The sequence below is a fragment of the Streptomyces sp. NPDC090798 genome (genome assembly GCF_044768965.1).
In the GTDB taxonomy this organism is placed as follows: domain Bacteria; phylum Actinomycetota; class Actinomycetes; order Streptomycetales; family Streptomycetaceae; genus Streptomyces.
Map to the genome: position 1 here is coordinate 130,391 of NZ_JBIVXA010000007.1, position 16,482 is coordinate 146,872.

Annotated in this window: 16 protein-coding genes and 3 pseudogenes; 8 read left to right on the forward strand and 11 right to left on the reverse strand. The window is 71.4% G+C overall.

Going from position 1 to position 16,482, the window contains the following annotated elements:
• Positions 1-112: 112 nt before the first annotated feature.
• On the forward strand, positions 113-1,741 hold the full coding sequence (gene lnt, locus ACIQTP_RS17285; RefSeq protein ID WP_403400673.1) for an apolipoprotein N-acyltransferase: 1,629 nt from the start codon (positions 113-115) through the stop codon (positions 1,739-1,741).
• Positions 1,742-1,781: 40 nt separating this feature from the next.
• Positions 1,782-2,255: an NUDIX hydrolase gene (locus ACIQTP_RS17290; protein WP_403400675.1), complete on the forward strand. Its 474-nt coding sequence runs from the start codon at positions 1,782-1,784 to the stop codon at positions 2,253-2,255.
• A 27-nt stretch (positions 2,256-2,282) separates the two neighbouring features.
• Here ACIQTP_RS17290 and ACIQTP_RS17295 read toward each other — a convergent pair.
• A pseudogene (locus tag ACIQTP_RS17295) lies at positions 2,283-3,565 on the reverse strand (PP2C family protein-serine/threonine phosphatase).
• 173 nt (positions 3,566-3,738) lie between these two features.
• On the opposite strand from ACIQTP_RS17295, the gene ACIQTP_RS17300 reads away from it, so the two are divergent.
• Complete coding sequence (locus ACIQTP_RS17300) at positions 3,739-3,936, forward strand: DUF2180 family protein (protein ID WP_306454789.1); 198 nt, start codon at positions 3,739-3,741, stop codon at positions 3,934-3,936.
• A 165-nt stretch (positions 3,937-4,101) separates the two neighbouring features.
• The gene (locus tag ACIQTP_RS17305) at positions 4,102-6,099 is read left to right on the forward strand and encodes an ArnT family glycosyltransferase (protein ID WP_403400677.1); all 1,998 of its coding nucleotides are present in this window, start codon (positions 4,102-4,104) and stop codon (positions 6,097-6,099) included.
• Positions 6,100-6,115: 16 nt separating this feature from the next.
• On the opposite strand, the pseudogene ACIQTP_RS17310 reads toward ACIQTP_RS17305, so the two are convergent.
• Together ACIQTP_RS17310 and ACIQTP_RS17315 are read right to left on the reverse strand one after the other, a co-directional pair.
• Positions 6,116-6,346 (reverse strand): annotated as a pseudogene (locus ACIQTP_RS17310) (alpha-L-fucosidase); the annotation flags it as partial.
• Positions 6,347-6,379: 33 nt separating this feature from the next.
• A pseudogene (locus tag ACIQTP_RS17315) lies at positions 6,380-6,490 on the reverse strand (alpha-L-fucosidase); the annotation flags it as partial.
• A gap of 258 nt (positions 6,491-6,748) precedes the next feature.
• On the opposite strand from ACIQTP_RS17315, the gene ACIQTP_RS17320 reads away from it, so the two are divergent.
• Both ACIQTP_RS17320 and ACIQTP_RS17325 read left to right on the forward strand, forming a co-directional pair.
• On the forward strand, positions 6,749-7,990 hold the full coding sequence (locus tag ACIQTP_RS17320; RefSeq protein WP_403400679.1) for an acyl-CoA dehydrogenase family protein: 1,242 nt from the start codon (positions 6,749-6,751) through the stop codon (positions 7,988-7,990).
• 156 nt (positions 7,991-8,146) lie between these two features.
• A complete protein-coding gene (locus tag ACIQTP_RS17325; protein ID WP_403400680.1) occupies positions 8,147-8,569 on the forward strand; it encodes an SseB family protein in 423 nt (140 codons plus the stop codon).
• Positions 8,570-8,582: 13 nt separating this feature from the next.
• Here the strand turns inward: ACIQTP_RS17325 and ACIQTP_RS17330 are convergent, their stop codons facing one another.
• Positions 8,583-8,810, reverse strand: a complete 228-nt coding sequence (locus tag ACIQTP_RS17330; RefSeq protein ID WP_403400682.1) for an FAD-linked oxidase C-terminal domain-containing protein — start codon at positions 8,808-8,810, stop codon at positions 8,583-8,585.
• On the reverse strand, positions 8,720-9,604 hold the full coding sequence (locus ACIQTP_RS17335; RefSeq protein ID WP_403400684.1) for an FAD-binding oxidoreductase: 885 nt from the start codon (positions 9,602-9,604) through the stop codon (positions 8,720-8,722). Before ACIQTP_RS17335 ends, ACIQTP_RS17330 begins: the two co-directional genes overlap by 91 nt.
• Here ACIQTP_RS17335 and ACIQTP_RS17340 point away from each other — a divergent pair.
• Both ACIQTP_RS17340 and ACIQTP_RS17345 read left to right on the forward strand, forming a co-directional pair.
• Positions 9,594-9,890, forward strand: coding sequence for a hypothetical protein (locus ACIQTP_RS17340; RefSeq protein WP_403400685.1), 297 nt, complete (start codon positions 9,594-9,596; stop codon positions 9,888-9,890). The two genes, ACIQTP_RS17335 and ACIQTP_RS17340, sit on opposite strands and share 11 nt — an antisense overlap.
• A gap of 108 nt (positions 9,891-9,998) precedes the next feature.
• Complete coding sequence (locus tag ACIQTP_RS17345) at positions 9,999-11,111, forward strand: hypothetical protein (RefSeq protein ID WP_403400687.1); 1,113 nt, start codon at positions 9,999-10,001, stop codon at positions 11,109-11,111.
• Positions 11,112-11,331: 220 nt separating this feature from the next.
• On the opposite strand, the gene ACIQTP_RS17350 is transcribed toward ACIQTP_RS17345, so the two are convergent.
• The 6 genes from ACIQTP_RS17350 to ACIQTP_RS17375 all read right to left on the reverse strand — a co-directional run bounded on the left by ACIQTP_RS17350 (position 11,332) and on the right by ACIQTP_RS17375 (position 16,421).
• Positions 11,332-11,727, reverse strand: coding sequence for a MarR family winged helix-turn-helix transcriptional regulator (locus ACIQTP_RS17350; protein ID WP_402039823.1), 396 nt, complete (start codon positions 11,725-11,727; stop codon positions 11,332-11,334).
• A gap of 71 nt (positions 11,728-11,798) precedes the next feature.
• The gene (locus ACIQTP_RS17355) at positions 11,799-12,152 is read right to left on the reverse strand and encodes a VOC family protein (protein WP_403400688.1); all 354 of its coding nucleotides are present in this window, start codon (positions 12,150-12,152) and stop codon (positions 11,799-11,801) included.
• A gap of 99 nt (positions 12,153-12,251) precedes the next feature.
• Entirely contained in the window at positions 12,252-13,283 is a 1,032-nt protein-coding gene (locus tag ACIQTP_RS17360; protein WP_403400690.1) for a LacI family DNA-binding transcriptional regulator, read from the reverse strand.
• A complete protein-coding gene (locus tag ACIQTP_RS17365; protein ID WP_168489562.1) occupies positions 13,280-14,185 on the reverse strand; it encodes a carbohydrate ABC transporter permease in 906 nt (301 codons plus the stop codon). Before ACIQTP_RS17365 ends, ACIQTP_RS17360 begins: the two co-directional genes overlap by 4 nt.
• Positions 14,182-15,105, reverse strand: a complete 924-nt coding sequence (locus ACIQTP_RS17370; RefSeq protein ID WP_403400692.1) for a carbohydrate ABC transporter permease — start codon at positions 15,103-15,105, stop codon at positions 14,182-14,184. The genes ACIQTP_RS17365 and ACIQTP_RS17370 overlap by 4 nt, the downstream gene beginning before the upstream one ends.
• Positions 15,102-16,421, reverse strand: coding sequence for an ABC transporter substrate-binding protein (locus tag ACIQTP_RS17375; protein WP_403400694.1), 1,320 nt, complete (start codon positions 16,419-16,421; stop codon positions 15,102-15,104). Before ACIQTP_RS17375 ends, ACIQTP_RS17370 begins: the two co-directional genes overlap by 4 nt.
• Positions 16,422-16,482: the final 61 nt, after the last annotated feature.

Below are 16,482 nucleotides of genomic sequence, written 5' to 3' on the forward strand. Positions count from 1 at the left end.
TCAGGTGGGCATGCGACGGTCTGCGGAGCGGACGGACCACCCCCGGGCGCCGGGAGGTTCATGGTGCGGACCGTGCTGTCGGTGCCCAGGTCACGCGCCGTACACTCCCCGAGTGACCGCCACCGCAACTTCCGTAGACGAGCCGGATCAGCTCGAACCCCGGCCCGCGCCCGCATCGCGCGGGGCCAGACTGGCTCGGCGATACGCTCCGGCCGCCGCCGCGGCGCTCTCCGGAGTGCTGCTCTACGTCAGTTTCCCGCCGCGCACCGTCTCGTGGCTGGCCCTGCCGGCCTTCGCGGTCCTTGGCTGGCTGCTGCGCGGTCGCTCCTGGAAGGCGGGCCTCGGGCTCGGCTATCTGTTCGGCCTCGGCTTCCTGCTGCCGCTGCTCGTGTGGACCGGTGTCGAGGTCGGCCCCGGCCCGTGGCTGGCACTCGTCGCCGTGGAAGCGGTGTACGTGGCGCTCGTCGGCGCGGGCATCACCCTCGTCTCCCGGCTGCCCGGCTGGCCGCTGTGGGCGGCCGCGGTCTGGATCGCGGGCGAGGCGGCACGCGCGCGTGCGCCGTTCGGCGGCTTCCCCTGGGGCAAGATCGCCTTCGGTCAGGCGGACGGCATCTTCCTTCCGCTGGCCGCGGTGGGCGGCACTCCGGTGCTCGGCTTCGCGGTCGTACTCTGCGGCTTCGGGCTGTACGAGGTCGTACGCCAGGTCCTCGAGGGCCGGCGCACCGGTGTCGTACGCCGGGGGGCCGCCGCGGCGGCGCTGCTCAGCGTGGCCGTCCCCGTGGTCGGGGCGCTCGCCGCGCGGTCGCTGGTGAGCGACAAGGCCGAGAACGGCACGGCGACCGTCGCCGTCATCCAGGGCAATGTGCCGCGTGCGGGGCTCGACTTCAACTCCCAGCGGCGTGCCGTGCTCGACTACCACGCACGGGAGACCGAGCGGCTGGCCGCCGAGGTCAAGGCGGGCAAGGTCGCCCGGCCCGACTTCGTGCTGTGGCCGGAGAACTCCTCCGACGTCGACCCCTTCACCAACGCCGACGCCCGCCTCGTGATCGACAGCGCCGCCAAGGCCATCGGCGCGCCCCTCTCGGTCGGTGGCGTCGTCGAGCGCGACGGCAAGCTCTACAACGAGCAGATCCTGTGGGACCCGGTCAAGGGCCCCCTCGACACGTACGACAAGCGACAGGTCCAGCCCTTCGGCGAGTACCTTCCACTGCGTTCACTTCTCGGCGCGATCAACAAGAACTGGACCTCGATGGTCCGCCAGGACTTCAGCCGGGGCCACAAGCCGGGCGTGTTCACCATGGACGGTTCCAGGGTCGGACTCGTCACCTGCTACGAGGCGGCCTTCGACTGGGCCGTGCGCAGCACCGTCACCGACGGCGCGCAGCTGATCTCGGTGCCGAGCAACAACGCGACCTTCGACCGCAGCGAGATGACCTACCAGCAGCTCGCCATGTCCCGCGTCCGCGCCGTCGAGCACAGCCGTACCGTCACGGTGCCGGTGACCAGCGGCGTCAGTGCCGTGATCATGCCGGACGGGAGGATCACCCAGCGGACCGGGATGTTCGTGGCGGACTCGCTGGTCCAGAAGGTGCCGCTGCGTTCCTCCGAGACCCCCGCCACGCGGCTCGGCATCCTGCCGGAGATGCTGCTGGTGGCGGTCGCGGTGGGCGGTCTCGGCTGGGCGGGTACGACGGTGGTCCGCGGGCGCCGGACCGACGCCGTTCCGGGTGATCTTGACTGACCTCGGCCGGGTGACGGAATCCGGCCGTTAGGGTCGGTCCATGGCTACCCCTGACTTCATCCGCACCATCCGGGCCTCGGCCGGCCACCAGCTGCTCTGGCTGCCCGGAGTCACCGCCATCGTCTTCGACGACGAGGGCAGAGTGCTGCTGGGCCGGCGCACCGACACCCGGAAGTGGTCGATCATCGGCGGCATTCCGGACCCGGGCGAGCAGCCCGCGGCCTGCGCGGTGCGGGAGGTCTTCGAGGAGACCAACGTGCGCTGCGTCGTCGAGCGCGTGGTGCTGGTCCAGGCCCTGGAGCCGGTCACCTACGAGAACGGCGACACCTGCCAGTACATGGACACCACGTTCCGGTGCCGGGCCGTCGGCGGCGAGGCGAGGGTCAACGACGACGAGTCGCTGGACGTGGGCTGGTTCGCGGTCGACGCCCTGCCCGAGCTGAACGAGTTCGGGATGTTCCGGATCAAGCAGGCCCTGTCGGACGCGCCCGCGTGGTTCGACCCCACGACCTGAGCGCGGGCGCACCGGGGACCGGACGGCTCACAGCCGGATGACGACGAGCGCGGTGTCGTCGTCGGGGCCGCGCTGGGGTGCGGGGACGAGATCGGCGAGCACGGCGTCGGCGAGGAGTTCGGGGCCGAGCAGGTGATGGCGTTCGACGCTGTGGGCGAGGCGATCCAGACCGGCGTAGATGTCCTCGCCCCGGCGCTCGATCAGACCGTCGGTATAGAGGACGAGGGTGCTGCCGGGAACGTAGCCCACCGTCGACTCGCAGCGGGGAAGGAAGTCGTCGCCCGCTCCCAGGGGCGGGTCGGCGGCCGAGTCCAGCACCTCGACGGAGCCGTCGTCGTGGGCCAGCACAGGCGGCGGATGGCCGGCGCGACTGTAGGTGACGGTGAGAGCGGTGCGGTCGATGACGGCCTGGACGGCGGTTGTCGCGAGCGCGCCGTCGACGGTGTGGGCGTGCGCCGCGAGGGTGGTGAGGGCGGTGGCGGGCCGCCCGGTGGCGCGGATCGCCGCGCTCAGGGCGCTGCGCAACTGTCCCATGGTCCCGGCCGCCTCCAGACCGTGCCCCACCACGTCACCGACCGCCACGGCCAGCCGTCGCGCGTCGAGGTCGATCAGGTCGTACCAGTCGCCGCACACGTTGAGGAAGCTGGTCGCGGGCCGGTAGCGCACGGCCACCCCGGGGCGGTCCGGCAGCGCCGTACTCGGCAGATGGCGCGCTGGAGGGTGACGGCGACCTCGTGCGCGCGGGCGTGGGCCTTGCGCAACTCCTCGTTGAGTTCCTGCAGTTCCAGGGAGCGGTTCAGCAGATCTGCGGTCATCGCGTCCTCGGCGGTGAGGGGCAGTTCCGGTGCGGCGCCGAGCGCCCGCCGTGCGTGTATCAGCGCGGTGACCTCCTCGACGCGGTGGACGATGAGTGACACCCGGCCATCGGTGTTGAGGAGAGGGATGTTGACGGGGCTCCAGTAACGCTCCTCGAACACGCCGGGCCGGTCGGGTACCTCCACGGAGTACTTCTGCAGGGCCATGGTGTCCGGCCCGCCGGTGGCCAGCACCCGCTCCAGCGAGGCACGCACCGCCTGGGGGCCACTGGCCCGGGGGTCGGAGGGGTTGTCGGGGAACACGTCGAAGACGCACCGGCCGAGCAGCTCCGCGAGGCTCCGTCCGGAGACCCTCGCGTAGGCCCGATTGGCGTCGACCGCCACCATGTCGGGCGTGAGCAGCAGCACGGGACTGGGCAGGGCCTGGAAGACCTCCGCGTAGTCGATGTCGATGCCCCTGCCGCGTCTTTCGGCGGGCGCATCACTGTCACCCATGTCCCATGTCTACTCCGCCCCCTCCTCCGATGCGACACGGTGACCGTTCCCCGCCCGCCCGAGCGCACGGCTCGTGGCCGGGTCTTCTGGCACACTGCGACGTCCGGAAGGATGATGGAGGAAAGGTCGCAGCCCCCAACAGGGCCGTGCTCACCAAAGAACGAGGTGAGGACATGAACTGTTACGACTGCCCCGGCACCCCCGGTCCCGCGGTCGCCGTATGCATCCGCTGCGGCGCGGCGCTCTGTCGCACGCATGTGCACGAAAGCCACCCGCCGACCCAGGACATCACCGGAACCGGCCGGGCCACCCACGAGAAGCCGGCCCGCCACATCACCTGCGGAGCCTGCCGCGCGGCGGAGACGAGCTGAGTCCGGCAGCGCACCGGCCGCGAACCGGACGCGACCCATGGTGTGAGCCGCGGCGTGCGTCCCACGATCTGAACGTCACCTGAACAGCCACCGCCCCCAGGCATCCCGGTGGGCCGTTCCGCCCTCTTTCCGAGCGAACGGCGAGTCCACCGGGAAGGTACGTCCATGGTCAGCACCACCGCAGCGATCCTCGCGTCGGCCCAGCGCACGGGCGGGCGGCTGCTCGCCCGTCCCGGGGCGTCCGGCCGCGGCCCGGTGGGGAAAGCGGCCCACGCCAGACCCGCGCTGCTCGCGATCCTCGCGGTGGCGGCCCTGCTGTTCACCTGGGACATCCAGCACAGCGGCTACCACGCGTTCTACGCGCAGACCGCGCGCAGCATGTCCGAGAGCTGGAAGGGCTTCCTGTTCGGCTCCTTCGACCCCGGCAACTCGATCACGATCGACAAACTGCCCGGCTTCCTGTGGCCCCAGGCGCTGTCCGCGCGGATCTTCGGATTCCATCCGTGGGCGCTCACCCTGCCCCAGGTCATCGAGGGCGTGCTCAGCGTCGCCGTCCTGTACCGCGCGGTGCGCCGCTGGGCGGGGGAGAGCGCGGGCCTGCTCGCGGCGGGCGCGTTCGCGCTCACTCCGGCGGTCGCGGGGCTCTTCCGCACCCAGGCCGAGGACCCCGCGTTCACCCTGCTCGTCCTGCTGGCCGCCGACGCCACGCTGCGCGCGGCCCGCGAGGCCAGGCTGCGCCCGCTGCTCGCGGCCGGGATGTGGGTCGGCCTGGGTTTCCAGGCCAAGATGCTGGAGGCCTGGGCGGTACTCCCGGCGCTCGGCCTGCTGTACGTGGTCTCGGCGCCGGCGGCGCCGCGCCGCCGCCTGGCCCACCTGGCCGCCGCCGGCGCGGTGTGCCTGGCGGTCTCGGCCTCGTGGGTGCTGCTGGTGACGCTGACCCCGGCCAAGGACCGTCCGTACGTGGACGGTACGACGAACAACTCGGCCATCAGCCAGGTCGTCGGGTACAACTTCCTCACCCGTTTCTCCAGCCTCGGCATCGACGCCAAGGACACCGGAAGCGTGGCGGCGCAGACCATGGCGGGCACCGCCCCCGCGGAGCCCGGGCGCGGGCACGCCGCCACGCAGTGGGCCAAGATGGTCGGCCCGTCGCTGGCCTCGCAGGTCGGCTGGCTGTACCCGGCGGCCGCGCTCGCCGCGGTGTGCGGTCTGGTGTGGCTGCGCGGCAGGCCGCGCACGGACCCGCTGCGGGCGGGCTTCCTGCTCTGGGCGGTCTGGCTGGCCACGTACTTCCTGGTGTTCAGCGCCGGAGCGGTCGGCGGCCATACGTACTACATGGGTGTCGTGGCCGTACCGCTGGCGGCGCTCTTCGGCGCCGGGACGGTGCAGTTCTGGCGTGCCTGGCGCAAGGGGAGCGGGGCACGGACATGGGCGCTGCCCGTGGCCGTGGTGACCACGGTGGCCTGGTCGGCGGTGGTCGCGGGACAGTACCCGACGTTCCTGCCGTGGCTGGCCCCGGCCGCGATCATCCTCGGAGCGGGCGCGCTGGCGCTGCTGGCACTGTCCCGTAGCGACGGCGCCGAAGGGGCGCGACGGCGCATCGCGGTGCTGGGCCTCGGCCTGGCCGTCGCGGCGATGCTGGGGCCCTCCGCGGCCTGGGCCGCCTCGGTCCTGGACCCCGCGTACGGACACTCCGGCATGGGCTCCGCCGGGCCGGTGTCCACATGGCACCACCACAACGTGCGGCAGCGGACCTCCCCCGCACCGCCCGTCGCCCGGAACGAGGGTGGCCACGCCCCCGGGTCCACCGACGGACTCGACGAGGACCAGCAGCGGCTCCTGGCCTACACCCGGGCCCACCAGGACGGAGCCACCTACCTCTTCGCGACGACCAGTTGGCGGTCCGCCGCCGCGTACATCCTCTACGCGGGCGCCAAGGTGCTTCCCATGGGCGGGTTCACCGGGGCCGCGCCCACGCCCACCGGCGCCCAGTTCCGTCACCTCGTCGCCACCGGCCGGTTGCGCTACGTCGTCCTCGGCGGCGTGGTGACCGCCCCGGGCCGGACCAACGCCGAATGGGTGCGCGCCCATTGCGCGCGCGTACCGTTCCCGACGTCACGCCTCTACCGGTGCTCGCCCCGTTCCGCCGCCGTACTCCCTTGACGCGGTCCCTGCTCAGTCGCGGCCGGGCTCGGTAGAGGTCCAGCTCGCCCTCCAGCTCGACGGCGAGGACGGTGGCGTACTCGCCGAGGTCGGCCGCGGCGGGCGCGTCGATCCAGATCACGCCCGGGACGGCGTCGAGACCGCCGGTGACGTGGCGGCCCAGTTCGGTGCCGGTGCACAGGACCGTGACGCGCTTGACCTCGTTGCGCCGGCCGCGCAGCGAGACGTTGTCGCGGGGTGCGTCGAAGCCTTCGAGCTGTTTCATGTACTGCTCGTGGGTCATCTCGCCCGTGTAGAACGACCAGGACTCGGCCGCTCCGCCCACGGCGTAGACACCGTAGTGGATGAAGACGCCCACCTTGGCGTCGGGAAACCAGGGTTGCAGCGGCATGCGCCCACGGTAGGAGGCGGGGCCCGCGGGGCGCGTGGTCGCCACCACTGGTTCGTTTTCACCGTGGCCATCGCCTCGAAGCACTGGCCGACGGGTGGGAAAGGCGCTCCCTTCGCGCCCCGGACGGGCGGCCCGACGCTTCAACCAGGGGACGGATCCGCGTACTTGGCGTTATCCGGTGGTACACCGTGGCGGATCTGCGTGTTCAATCACTGGTATCGCCGCACGTACGGACAGTCCCACCCGTCAGGAGGCCCCGTGATCGCCGTTCCCGAACCGGAACTCACCGAACGCGAAGTGATCGAGCGAGCCGTGGCGATGCGGCCCGCGCTGCTCGAACGGCAGCCGGAGACCGAGCGGCTGACGATCTACCCCAAGGACACCCACGAGGACTTCCTGCGCGCCGGTTTCTACCGGATGCTGCAGCCGCGCAGGTACGGCGGGTACGCCTTCGGGCTGCCGACCTTCTACCGCGTCGTGACCGAGGTCGCGCGCGGCTGCCCCTCCACCGGCTGGGCCCTGTCTCTCACCGCCGCCCATGTCCTCCAGGTCGCCTCGGTCTTCGACGAGAGGACACAGGACGAACTCTTCGGTGACGAGGGCGACTTCCGGGCCGCCTCCACCGCGACCCCCGTCGGGGTGGCGCGGCCCGACGGCGAGGGTCACGTGGTCCTCGACGGCACCTGGTCCTATTCCTCCGGCTCCCCGTACTCCACCCACTACGTCGGTCAGACCCTGCGCGCCCCCGAGAAGCCGGACGACCCGCCGGGGCCGCTCGTGCTGTTCGTGGCGCCGCGCTCCGCCTGGACCCTGCTCGACGACTGGCAGGGCGTCCTCGGCCTGCGCGGCAGCGGTTCCCACAGCATCCGCTTCGACGAGGCGCGCATCCCTGTGCACTTCACCCGGGAGGCGAGCCTGCTCGACCTGCCCGTCGAGGGCGGCTCCCCCGGCTCGAAGCTGCACGGCCATCCCATGTACGCGGGGCGCGCCGCGAGCTTCTTCCACGGCGAGCTGGCCGCGCTCATGATCGGCACCGCGTACGCGGCCGCCGACGAGTACGCCCGGATCATCGCCGAACGGCCGCTCGTCCTCGACCCCGGCCGCACCCGCGCCGACCTCCACGACTACCAGCGCCATCTGGGAGAGGCGCTGGCCGCGATCCGTACGGCGGACGCGGCGCTGCGGGCCACCGCCGACGACTGGATGGAGGCCTGCTGCGACAACGTGTCGGGCCGGGCCCCCTTCACCACCGCCGTCGACAACCGGCTCGCGCTCGTCTTCGTCACCGCCGGGCGCCTGGCCTGGGACGCGCTCCAGGGCATCCTCTTCCGCACGGCGGGCTCCCGGCACGCCCGCGACGGCGCGCGGATGCAGCGCTACTTTCGGGACGCCGCCACGATCTGGTCGCACCTCGGCCCCACGATGGCCGAACCGCTGGCCCGGCGCGTCGGCCGGGACCGCCTCGGCCTGCCGTCGGACGACATCCCGCTGATCTCCTGACCTCCTGACCTCCTGACCTCTTGATCTTTTGATCTCCTGGGTGCCCGCGGGCGGCTGCGAGGAATGCCCCGGTGGCGAGTGGGTACGCGCGACAGGAGCCGCGCCCGGGGCGAGTCCCGCCCGGGCGCCCTGTCCGTCACTACCTGGGATCTGCCAATGGACACACCCTCGAACAACCACCCCTACCTGCCGACGGCCACGACACCGGCCCAGGAGGCACTGAACGCACTCGCGCAGAACACCGAGAACCCGCTGGCGCTGGACACCCTGGCCGGCAGCGAGGTGCTGGTCCCCGTGCCGGACGACGCGAGCGAGGAGGACGTGCGCGACCCCGCCGCCGTGGCGCTGCCCGTGCTGGAGCAGCCGGGCGGGGAGCAGGTGGTGCCGGTGTTCACCTCGGAGCCGGCGATGGCCGAACTGCTGCCGTCCGTCTCCCGCTACCGCCTGGTTCCGCTGGGCGCGCTCGCCTCCCAATGGCCGACCGGTGATCTGTCGCTCACCATCGACCCGAGTTCGCCGAACGGCCTGACCCTCACCTCGGAGGGTGTGCGCACCCTGTTGGTCCGGCCGCGGCCCTGACCGCCGTCCGGCCTTAGAGGCATTTGCCCGGATCGAGGATGCCCCGTGGGTCGAACGCCTCCTTGCGCCGGCGCTGCAACGTGTGGGCCGCGGGCCCCAGTTCGTCCGCCACCCACTGCCGCTTGAGTACGCCCACACCGTGCTCACCGGTCAGCGTGCCGCCCAGCCGCAGGGCCAGCGCGAAGATCTCACCCGCTGCCTCCCAGGCCGCGCCGGGGAGGCGGGGCAGCGACGGGTCCACGACGATGATCGGGTGGAGGTTCCCGTCCGCCGCGTGCGCGAGGGTGAAGTGAAGACGGGCACGTCATGGCGTGCGGAGACGGCACGGATCTCCCGCGCCGCCTCCGCCAGCCGGGAGCGGGGCACCGCGATGTCCTCGATCAGCGGACGGCCGAGGCGCTCCAGCGCGGGCAGCGCGAGACGGCGGGCGGCGAGCAGGGCTTCCGCCTCCACCGGATCCGCCGTCGTCTCGACCGTCGTGGCCAGCGGGGCGAGCAGCCGGGAGACGGCCTCGGCCTCGATCGCCGCGCCCGCTGAGTCGCACTGCACCAGCAGCAGGGCCGCGCCGCGCTCCCGCAGTGCCGGGTCGACGGCACCCAGCACCGGCCCGTCCACCAGCTCCGCGAGCGCCGGTTCGACCCCGGCCCTGGTGAGGGCGTACGACGCTTCGGCGGCCGCCTCGAAGGAGGCGAAGTACGCGGCGAGGGTGGCCGTCGCCACGGGCACGGGCCGCAGCCGCAGCGTCGCCGACGTGATCACCGCCAAGGTGCCCTCGGAGCCGGTGAGCAGGGCCGTGAGGTCATAGCCGGTGACGCCTTTGACGGTACGGCGGCCGGTGCGCACGACGGTGCCGTCCGAGAGCACCGCCTCCAGGCCCAGCACGCTGTCCCGGGTCACGCCGTACTTCGCGCAGCGCAGCCCGCCCGCGTTGGTCGCGATGTTCCCGCCGATCGTGGACAGGGCCGCGCTGGCCGGATCGGGCGCGTAGCGCAGCCCGTGCCCGGCCGCGGCCCGGTCCAGCTCGGTGGTGATCACGCCGGGTTCCACGACGGCGAGCTGGTCGTCCGGGGAGAGTTCGAGGACGAGGGCGCCCTCGCCCGCCGTCGCCCCGGAGGACCCGTGCGCGATCCGCCGCCGGGCCATCGCCACCCTCGCCGCGCACGGCGTCGCGGCCACCGTCGTCGGCGACGCCGGCTATCTGGAGGGCGTCCTCGACGTCGCCCGCACCGGCCAGGGCGTGGCCCTGCTCGCCGCCGTAGAACCCGCCCTGACGGGCTCGCCCGGTACGACCGGCTGCCCCCGGTCACCCCCATCCCCATGAGCGCGCTGGCCCGCCCCGGCGCCGACCCGGCGACCGTCACCGCCGCCTTCGACGCCGTACGGGATCTGTTGCGCTGAAGACGTCCGTGCCGGGCGTGAGAATGACCGCATGAAATGGATCTCGGGCGTGGCCGGCAGCCTGCTCCTGGTACTGGTGTTCGCCAGCATCCTGCGCACCCTCGTCGTGCCCCGCGGGCTGTACTCCTCGATGGTGATCCGCTGGTGGCGCTCCCTGCGCCTCCTGCTGCGCCTCGCCGCCCCCGGCGGCAGCTACCGCGCCATCGACCGGGCAGAGACCTGGCTCGCGCCGCTCATGCTGATGGGCATGCTCGTGAGCTGGCTCGGCGGCGCCCTGATCGGCTACGGGCTACTGCTGCACGCCATCTCCTCGCTGACCTGGACCCAATCGGTCCGGGAAGCGGGTTCCAGCCTGTTCACGCTCGGCTTCGCCAGCGGCGACCGACTGCACCTGTCCGTGGTGGACTTCATGGCGGCCGCCACCGGACCGGTCGTGATCGCCCTCCAGATCGCCTACCTGCCCACCCTGTACGCCGCCTACAACCGCCGCGAGCTGGAGGTGACCCTGCTCCAGTCGCGCGCGGGCGAACCCGCCTGGGGACCGGAGATCCTCGCCCGCCAGTGGCTGGTCGACACCGAGACCGCGCTGCCCGAGCTGTACCGCTCCTGGGAACGGCTCGCCTCCGACATCGGCGAGAGCCACTCCACGTACCCCGTCCTGCTCGCGTTCCGCTCACCGCGGCCCTACCGCAGCTGGATCGTCGCCCTCGTCGCCGTCATGGACGCGGCCGCCATGCAGCTCGCCCTCACCCCGAGCAGCGCCCCGCCCGAGGCCCGGCTGATGCTGCGCGCGGGATTCACCGCGCTGCGTGACATCGCCCGCTCCCTGCGTTTCCCGTACGACACCGACCCCGCGCCCGACGCCCCGATCCAGCTCACCTACCTGGAGTTCGACGCGGCCGTCGCGATGGTGGAGGCGGCCGGTTTCCCCGCCGAGCGGACGGCCGAACAGGCGTGGCCGCACTTTCGCGGCTGGCGGGTCAACTACGAGACGATCGCCTTCGAGTTGTGCCGCCGCGGCGACGCGGTCCCGGCGCTGTGGACCGGGCCGCGGGACTTCCCCTCGACACCGATCCCGCCCGCGCGCCCCGCGGACCGGCGTCCCGGCGAAGAGCGTCCCGGACTGCCCCCGGCCGCCGCGTAGTTCTGGCCGCCGAGTGGGGAAGATCCCCCGGTTACGGTTCGATGCGGAGGGATGGGGGCCCTTGAAAGTCGTCCTGCTGGGTACGGCCGCCGGTGGCGGCTTGCCCCAGTGGAACCGCGCGTGCGCGCTCTGTGCCGCCGCCCGCGACGGAAAGCTGCCCGCGCGGACCCAGGAGTCACACCCGTACGGGGCGTGCGCCTGACCGCCGCGGAGGCCGGACCTAGGCGTTCAGCATGCGGGCCAGCACGGCGCGTTGCAGAGGGCGTACCTCGGTGTGCAGGTCGCGTCCCTTGCGGGTGAGCGCGACCCATACGCCGCGCCGGTCCTCCAGACAGACGGTGCGTTCCACCAGGCCGTCCTTCTCCAGCCGCCCGATCAGGCGGGACAGGGCGCTCTGGCTCAGATGGACACGGTCGGCGATGTTCTGCACTCGGCAGTGCTCGCCGTCGTGCGCGAGCTCGCTCGAGACGAGGACGTCCAGCACCTCGAAGTCGCTGGCGCCGAGACCGTGCGGGTGCAGCGCGCGGTCGATCTCGCACATCGTGCGCGCGTGCACCGACAGGATGTCCCGCCACCGGTCCTCGAGCCGGACCTCGCTCGCCGTGTTCACTGCCATATGTGCACGGTAACAGAGGCCCGGGGTTTTGTTGAGTGTGCAACTAGTGTGGTTGCGACAACCCGGCGGGGCTACTCGCCGGGGCCGTCCTGGAGGAGCCCGACGAGGTTCCCGTCCGTGTCCTTGACCGAGGCGATCAGCCTGCCGCCGCCCACGTCCTGGACGTCCTGGAGCGTCTCGGCCCCGGCTTCCAGCAGGGCCGCGAGCGTCGCCCGGATGTCGTCGACGTGCCAGTACGGGACCGGTCCGGTCATCCCCTTGGCGTGACCGTTGGGGTCGAGGCCGACGTCCTGCCCGGAGTCCTTGAAGCCGACGTAGTACGCGGTGTCCGCGTAGGGCTCCGTTCCGAGCAAGGCGCCGAACAGGGCCTTCGCCCGTGCGAGGTCCTTGACGGGGTAGATGATGGTCTTCAGCCCTGCGGTCATGGTGACTCCTCCGTGGTGTGTTGCGGTGCTTCCACGGTAGGGCGGGGGAGGGCCGGGAGGCTTCTCGAATCCTGACCGGTCCCAGCCCCTGGGTGCGGCTCAGGTCGAGTCGCGTCGCACCAGTTCCGTCGGCAGGATCACCGCCGCCGGGTCGTCGCCCCCTATCTGTGCGAGCAGCACCCGCACCATCTCGTTGCTGATGCGGTCCCAGGGCTGGCGGATGGTGGTGAGGGCGGGGGTGACCGCGGTGGCAGCGGGGGAGTCGTCGAAGCCGCCGACAGCGACGTCCTCCGGGATCCGGCGGCCGGCCTTGTGCAGCGCGGCCAGCACGCCCTGGGCCATCAGGTCGGAGGCGACGAACACCGCGTCCATGTCCGGAGCGCGGTCGAGGAGCCGCTCGGCGCCCGCCTCACCGCTGGCCCGGCTGTAGTCCCCGGAGGCGACGAGGCGGTCGTCGGCCTCGATGCCCGCCTCGGCGAGCACCTCCCGGTAGCCCGCGAGCCGCTCGACACCGCCCGGGGTGTCGAGCGGACCTGTGACCATCCCGATGCGGCGACGGCCCAGGGAGACCAGGTGCTTGACCATGTCCCGGGCGCCGTCGCGGTCGTCCGCGGCGACGTAACTCACCTTGGAGCCGAGCCCGATGGGCTTGCCGCAGGCGACCAGTGGCACGCCCGCCTCACGCAGTTGCTCGGCGACCGGGTCGCCCGAGTGGCTGGAGACCAGCAGCACTCCGTCGACGTGGCCCGCGGTGATGTACCGCGTAATGCGCCGCCGTTCGTCCTCGGTGCCCGCGAGCATCAGCAGGAGGGGAATGTCGTGCCCGGCCAGCGCCTGGGTGCAGCCACGCAGCAGGACGTTGAAGTTCGGGTCCTCGAAGAACCTCTCCTGCGGTTCGGTGAGCAGGAAGCCGATGGAGTCGGAGCGGCCGGTGATCAGCGAGCGGGCGTGCCGGTTCACGACGTAGCCCGTTCTGCGGATGGCGGCGTTGACCGCCTCCTGTGCCGCCGGGCTCACGTAGTGCCCGCCGTTGAGCACCCGCGACACCGTGCCCCGGGACACGCCGGCCTCGCGCGCGACGTCATGGATCGTCGGCGGTCTGCGCCTGCCCCCCGCGTTGGTCATGGTCACGACTTTACGGCTCCCGAGAGCAGATCGAGGCTCCAGAAGCGCTGGATGACCAGGAAGAGAGCGATGAGCGGAATGATCGCGAGCAGCGCGCCGGTGATCACCAGCGTGTACAGCGCCGGGGTGTTGGAGCCCTGTTCGAGCAGCGTGAACAGACCCAGCGTGATCGGGAACTTCTCGTCGTCGCTGAGCATGATGTACGGCAGCAGGAAGTTGTTCCACACGGCGACGAACTGGAACAGGAACACCGTCACCAGTCCGGGCACCATCATCGGCAGTGCGATCCGGGTGAAGATCCGCCACTCGCTCGCCCCGTCCATCCGCCCGGCCTCGACCACGTCACCGGGCACGGCCGCGGAGGAGTAGATCCGGGCGAGGTAGACGCCGTACGGGGAGAGGACGAGGGGAAGGAGCACGGACGCGTACGAGTCCGTGAGGTCCGCCTTCGCCAGCAGCAGGTACTGCGGGATCGCCAGGATCACCGGCGGCATGAGCACGCCCGCCATCAGGACGCTGAAGACGGTCTCGCGGCCCCGGAAGCGGTAGATCGCGAGGGCGTAGCCGCTGAGCGCCGAGACGGCCGTCGACAGGAGGGCGCCGAGGCCCGCGTAGAGGGCGGAGTTGCCCATCCACTTCCAGTAGATCCCGTCGCGGTAGGCGTTGAGGTCCTTGACGTTCTGTGTGAAGCCGGAGCCCGGCAGGAACGTGAAGGTCGAGAACAGCTCACGGCCCGACTTGGTGGCCGCGATCAGCACCCACGCGACGGGCAGCAGACAGTAGAGCGCGCCGAGCAGCAGCGTCAGGGTGGGTACGAAGGCGATACGGCGGCGCAGCGGCGGCCCCTGGGCGGTGCCGGGGGTGGTACCCGCGGCCGGTGCTGCCTTGCGCACGGCAAGAGAACTCATCGTGCTTCCTCCTGCTTGTTACGGGAGTTCGCGGCCCGCAGGAAGCCGAAGGACAGGACGAGGGTGACGACGGCGATGATCGCCGCCTCCGCCGCGGCCGAGTAGATGTCGCCCTTGCCGAAGGCGTCCTGGTACACCTTCATCAGCGGACTCCAGGTCGTGGACACGGAGTTGGTGAGGGGTTTGAGGGTGGTCGGCTCGCTGAACACCTGGAGCGTCGCGATGATCGAGAAGAAGAAGGTGAGTACCAGCGAGGGCGCCACCATCGGGATCTTGATCTTCAGCGCGGTCTGCAGGGGTGTGGCGCCGTCCAGTTTCGCCGCCTCGTACACCTCGGCCGGGATGGCCTGCAGCGAGGTGTAGATGACGATCATGTTGAAGCCGGTGCCGCCCCAGACCGCGATGTTGGACAGCGCGAGGTACAGCGGGCCGCCGTCCAGCAGGTTCGGCTGCGGCATCCCCAGCTTGTCGAGCACGAAGTAGAAGGGGCTGACGTCGGGGAGGTACAGGAAGCCCCACAGCAGAGCGGCGACGACGCCGGGAATGGCGTACGGCAGGAAGATCGCGAGCCGGGTGAAGGGGGCCAGGCGTACCTTGTCCGTGTCGAGCATCAGCGCGAACAGCAGCGCGAGGCCCAGCATCACCGGGATCACGATGGCGCCGTAGCCCACCACGCGCACCGCGCCGCTCAGCAGCTCGGAGTCGGACAGGGCGTCCTTGTAGTTCTCCAGCCCCGCCCAGACTTCGTTCCGCGCACCCGAGCCGAGGCCCAGGCCCTTGACCTGCACCTTGTGCAGGCTCAGCCAGAGCGCGTAGCCGATGGGCAGCGCGAAGAAGAGGGCGAAGAGGATCGTCGCGGGGAGGAGGAAAGCGTACGGGGCCCCCTTGACCCCGTACGACTTCCGACGTGCCGTGGTCACTGAGCGACCCCGAAGCCCTGCTTCTTGAGGTCGGCCACCGTGTCGTCCTGCATCTTCTTCAGGGCGGCGGTGAAGTCCGACTTGTCCTTGGCGGCGGCGCCGAAGGCGTCCTTGAAGGTCGTGTAGGCGACGTTCACGTTCGGGCCCCAGGCGGACGGCGCGGTGGTCTTGGCGATCTCCGCGGCCTTCGGGTAGAAGTCCGCCTGGTTGGAGAAGAACGCCGGCGGCTCGGAGAAGGCGTCACTGGTCTGCGCGGTGGTGGCGGCCGGGTAGATGCCACCCTCCTTCGCCAGCGCGGCCACCGCCTGCGGGTCCGTGTTCAGCCAGGTGGCGAACTTCGCGGCGGCCACCTTGTGCTGCGAGTCCGTGGTGACGGCCGTCGAGGAGCCGCCCCAGCTGCCGGTGACGTCCGTGCCGCCGTCCCACTGCGGCAGCGGGGCCATCGCCCACTTGCCCTTGGTGTCGGGGGCCGCGGTGGTGAGGGTGCCCGGCGCCCAGACCGCGCTGACCCAGGCGATCTGCTTGCCGGTGTTCAGCGCCTTGTTCCAGGACGGCGTGTACATCGGCTGGTTGTCGATCGCGCCCTCCTTGACGAGACCGCCCCAGAAGTCGGCGACCTTCTCCGTCGCCGCGTCGTCGATGCCGACCTTCCACTTGTCGCCCGAGGCGGTCCACCACTTGGCGCCCGCCTGCTGGGCGAGACCGGCGAAGAGGCCGGAGTCATTGGCGGAGAAGGTGGTCAGGTCCTTGTCCGGGGCCTTCTTCTTCAGCGCGCGGGCGGTCTCGGCGAACTGCTCCCAGGTCGTGGGAACCGTCAGGCCGTACTTCTTGAAGAGGTCCTGGCGGTAGTAGAACATCATCGGGCCGATGTCCTGCGGGATCGCGTACACGGCGTCCGAACCCAGGGTCGTCTGCTGCCAGACACCGTCGGCGAACTTGCTCTTCGCGTCCTTCGACTCGCCCGCTATGTCGGCGAGCGCGTCATTGCTGACCAGCGTCGGCAGCGCCTGGTACTCGGCCTGGACCAGGTCCGGGGCCTTCTTCGCCTTGTGCGCGGTGAGGATCTTGGTGACCAGCGTGTCGCCCGAGGCCTGCTTCTTCACCGTGACCGTGATCTTCTGCTGCTTGCCCGGCCCCTTGTTCCAGAGGTCGGCCACCTTGTCCATGCCCGGAGTCCAGGACCAGTACGTCAGGGACGCCGGACCCGATTCGGACGAGCTCTTGTCGTCCGACGAGCCGCAGGCGGCGAGTGCGGTGCCGCAGAGCGTGACGGCGATGGAGGTGGCCACGAGGCGACGCAGCTTCGTGTTTGGCATGGATCTTTCTCCCCTGACCTGGGTCCCCGCCTGCTGCGGCGACCGTGCCATGCTTCTGTGA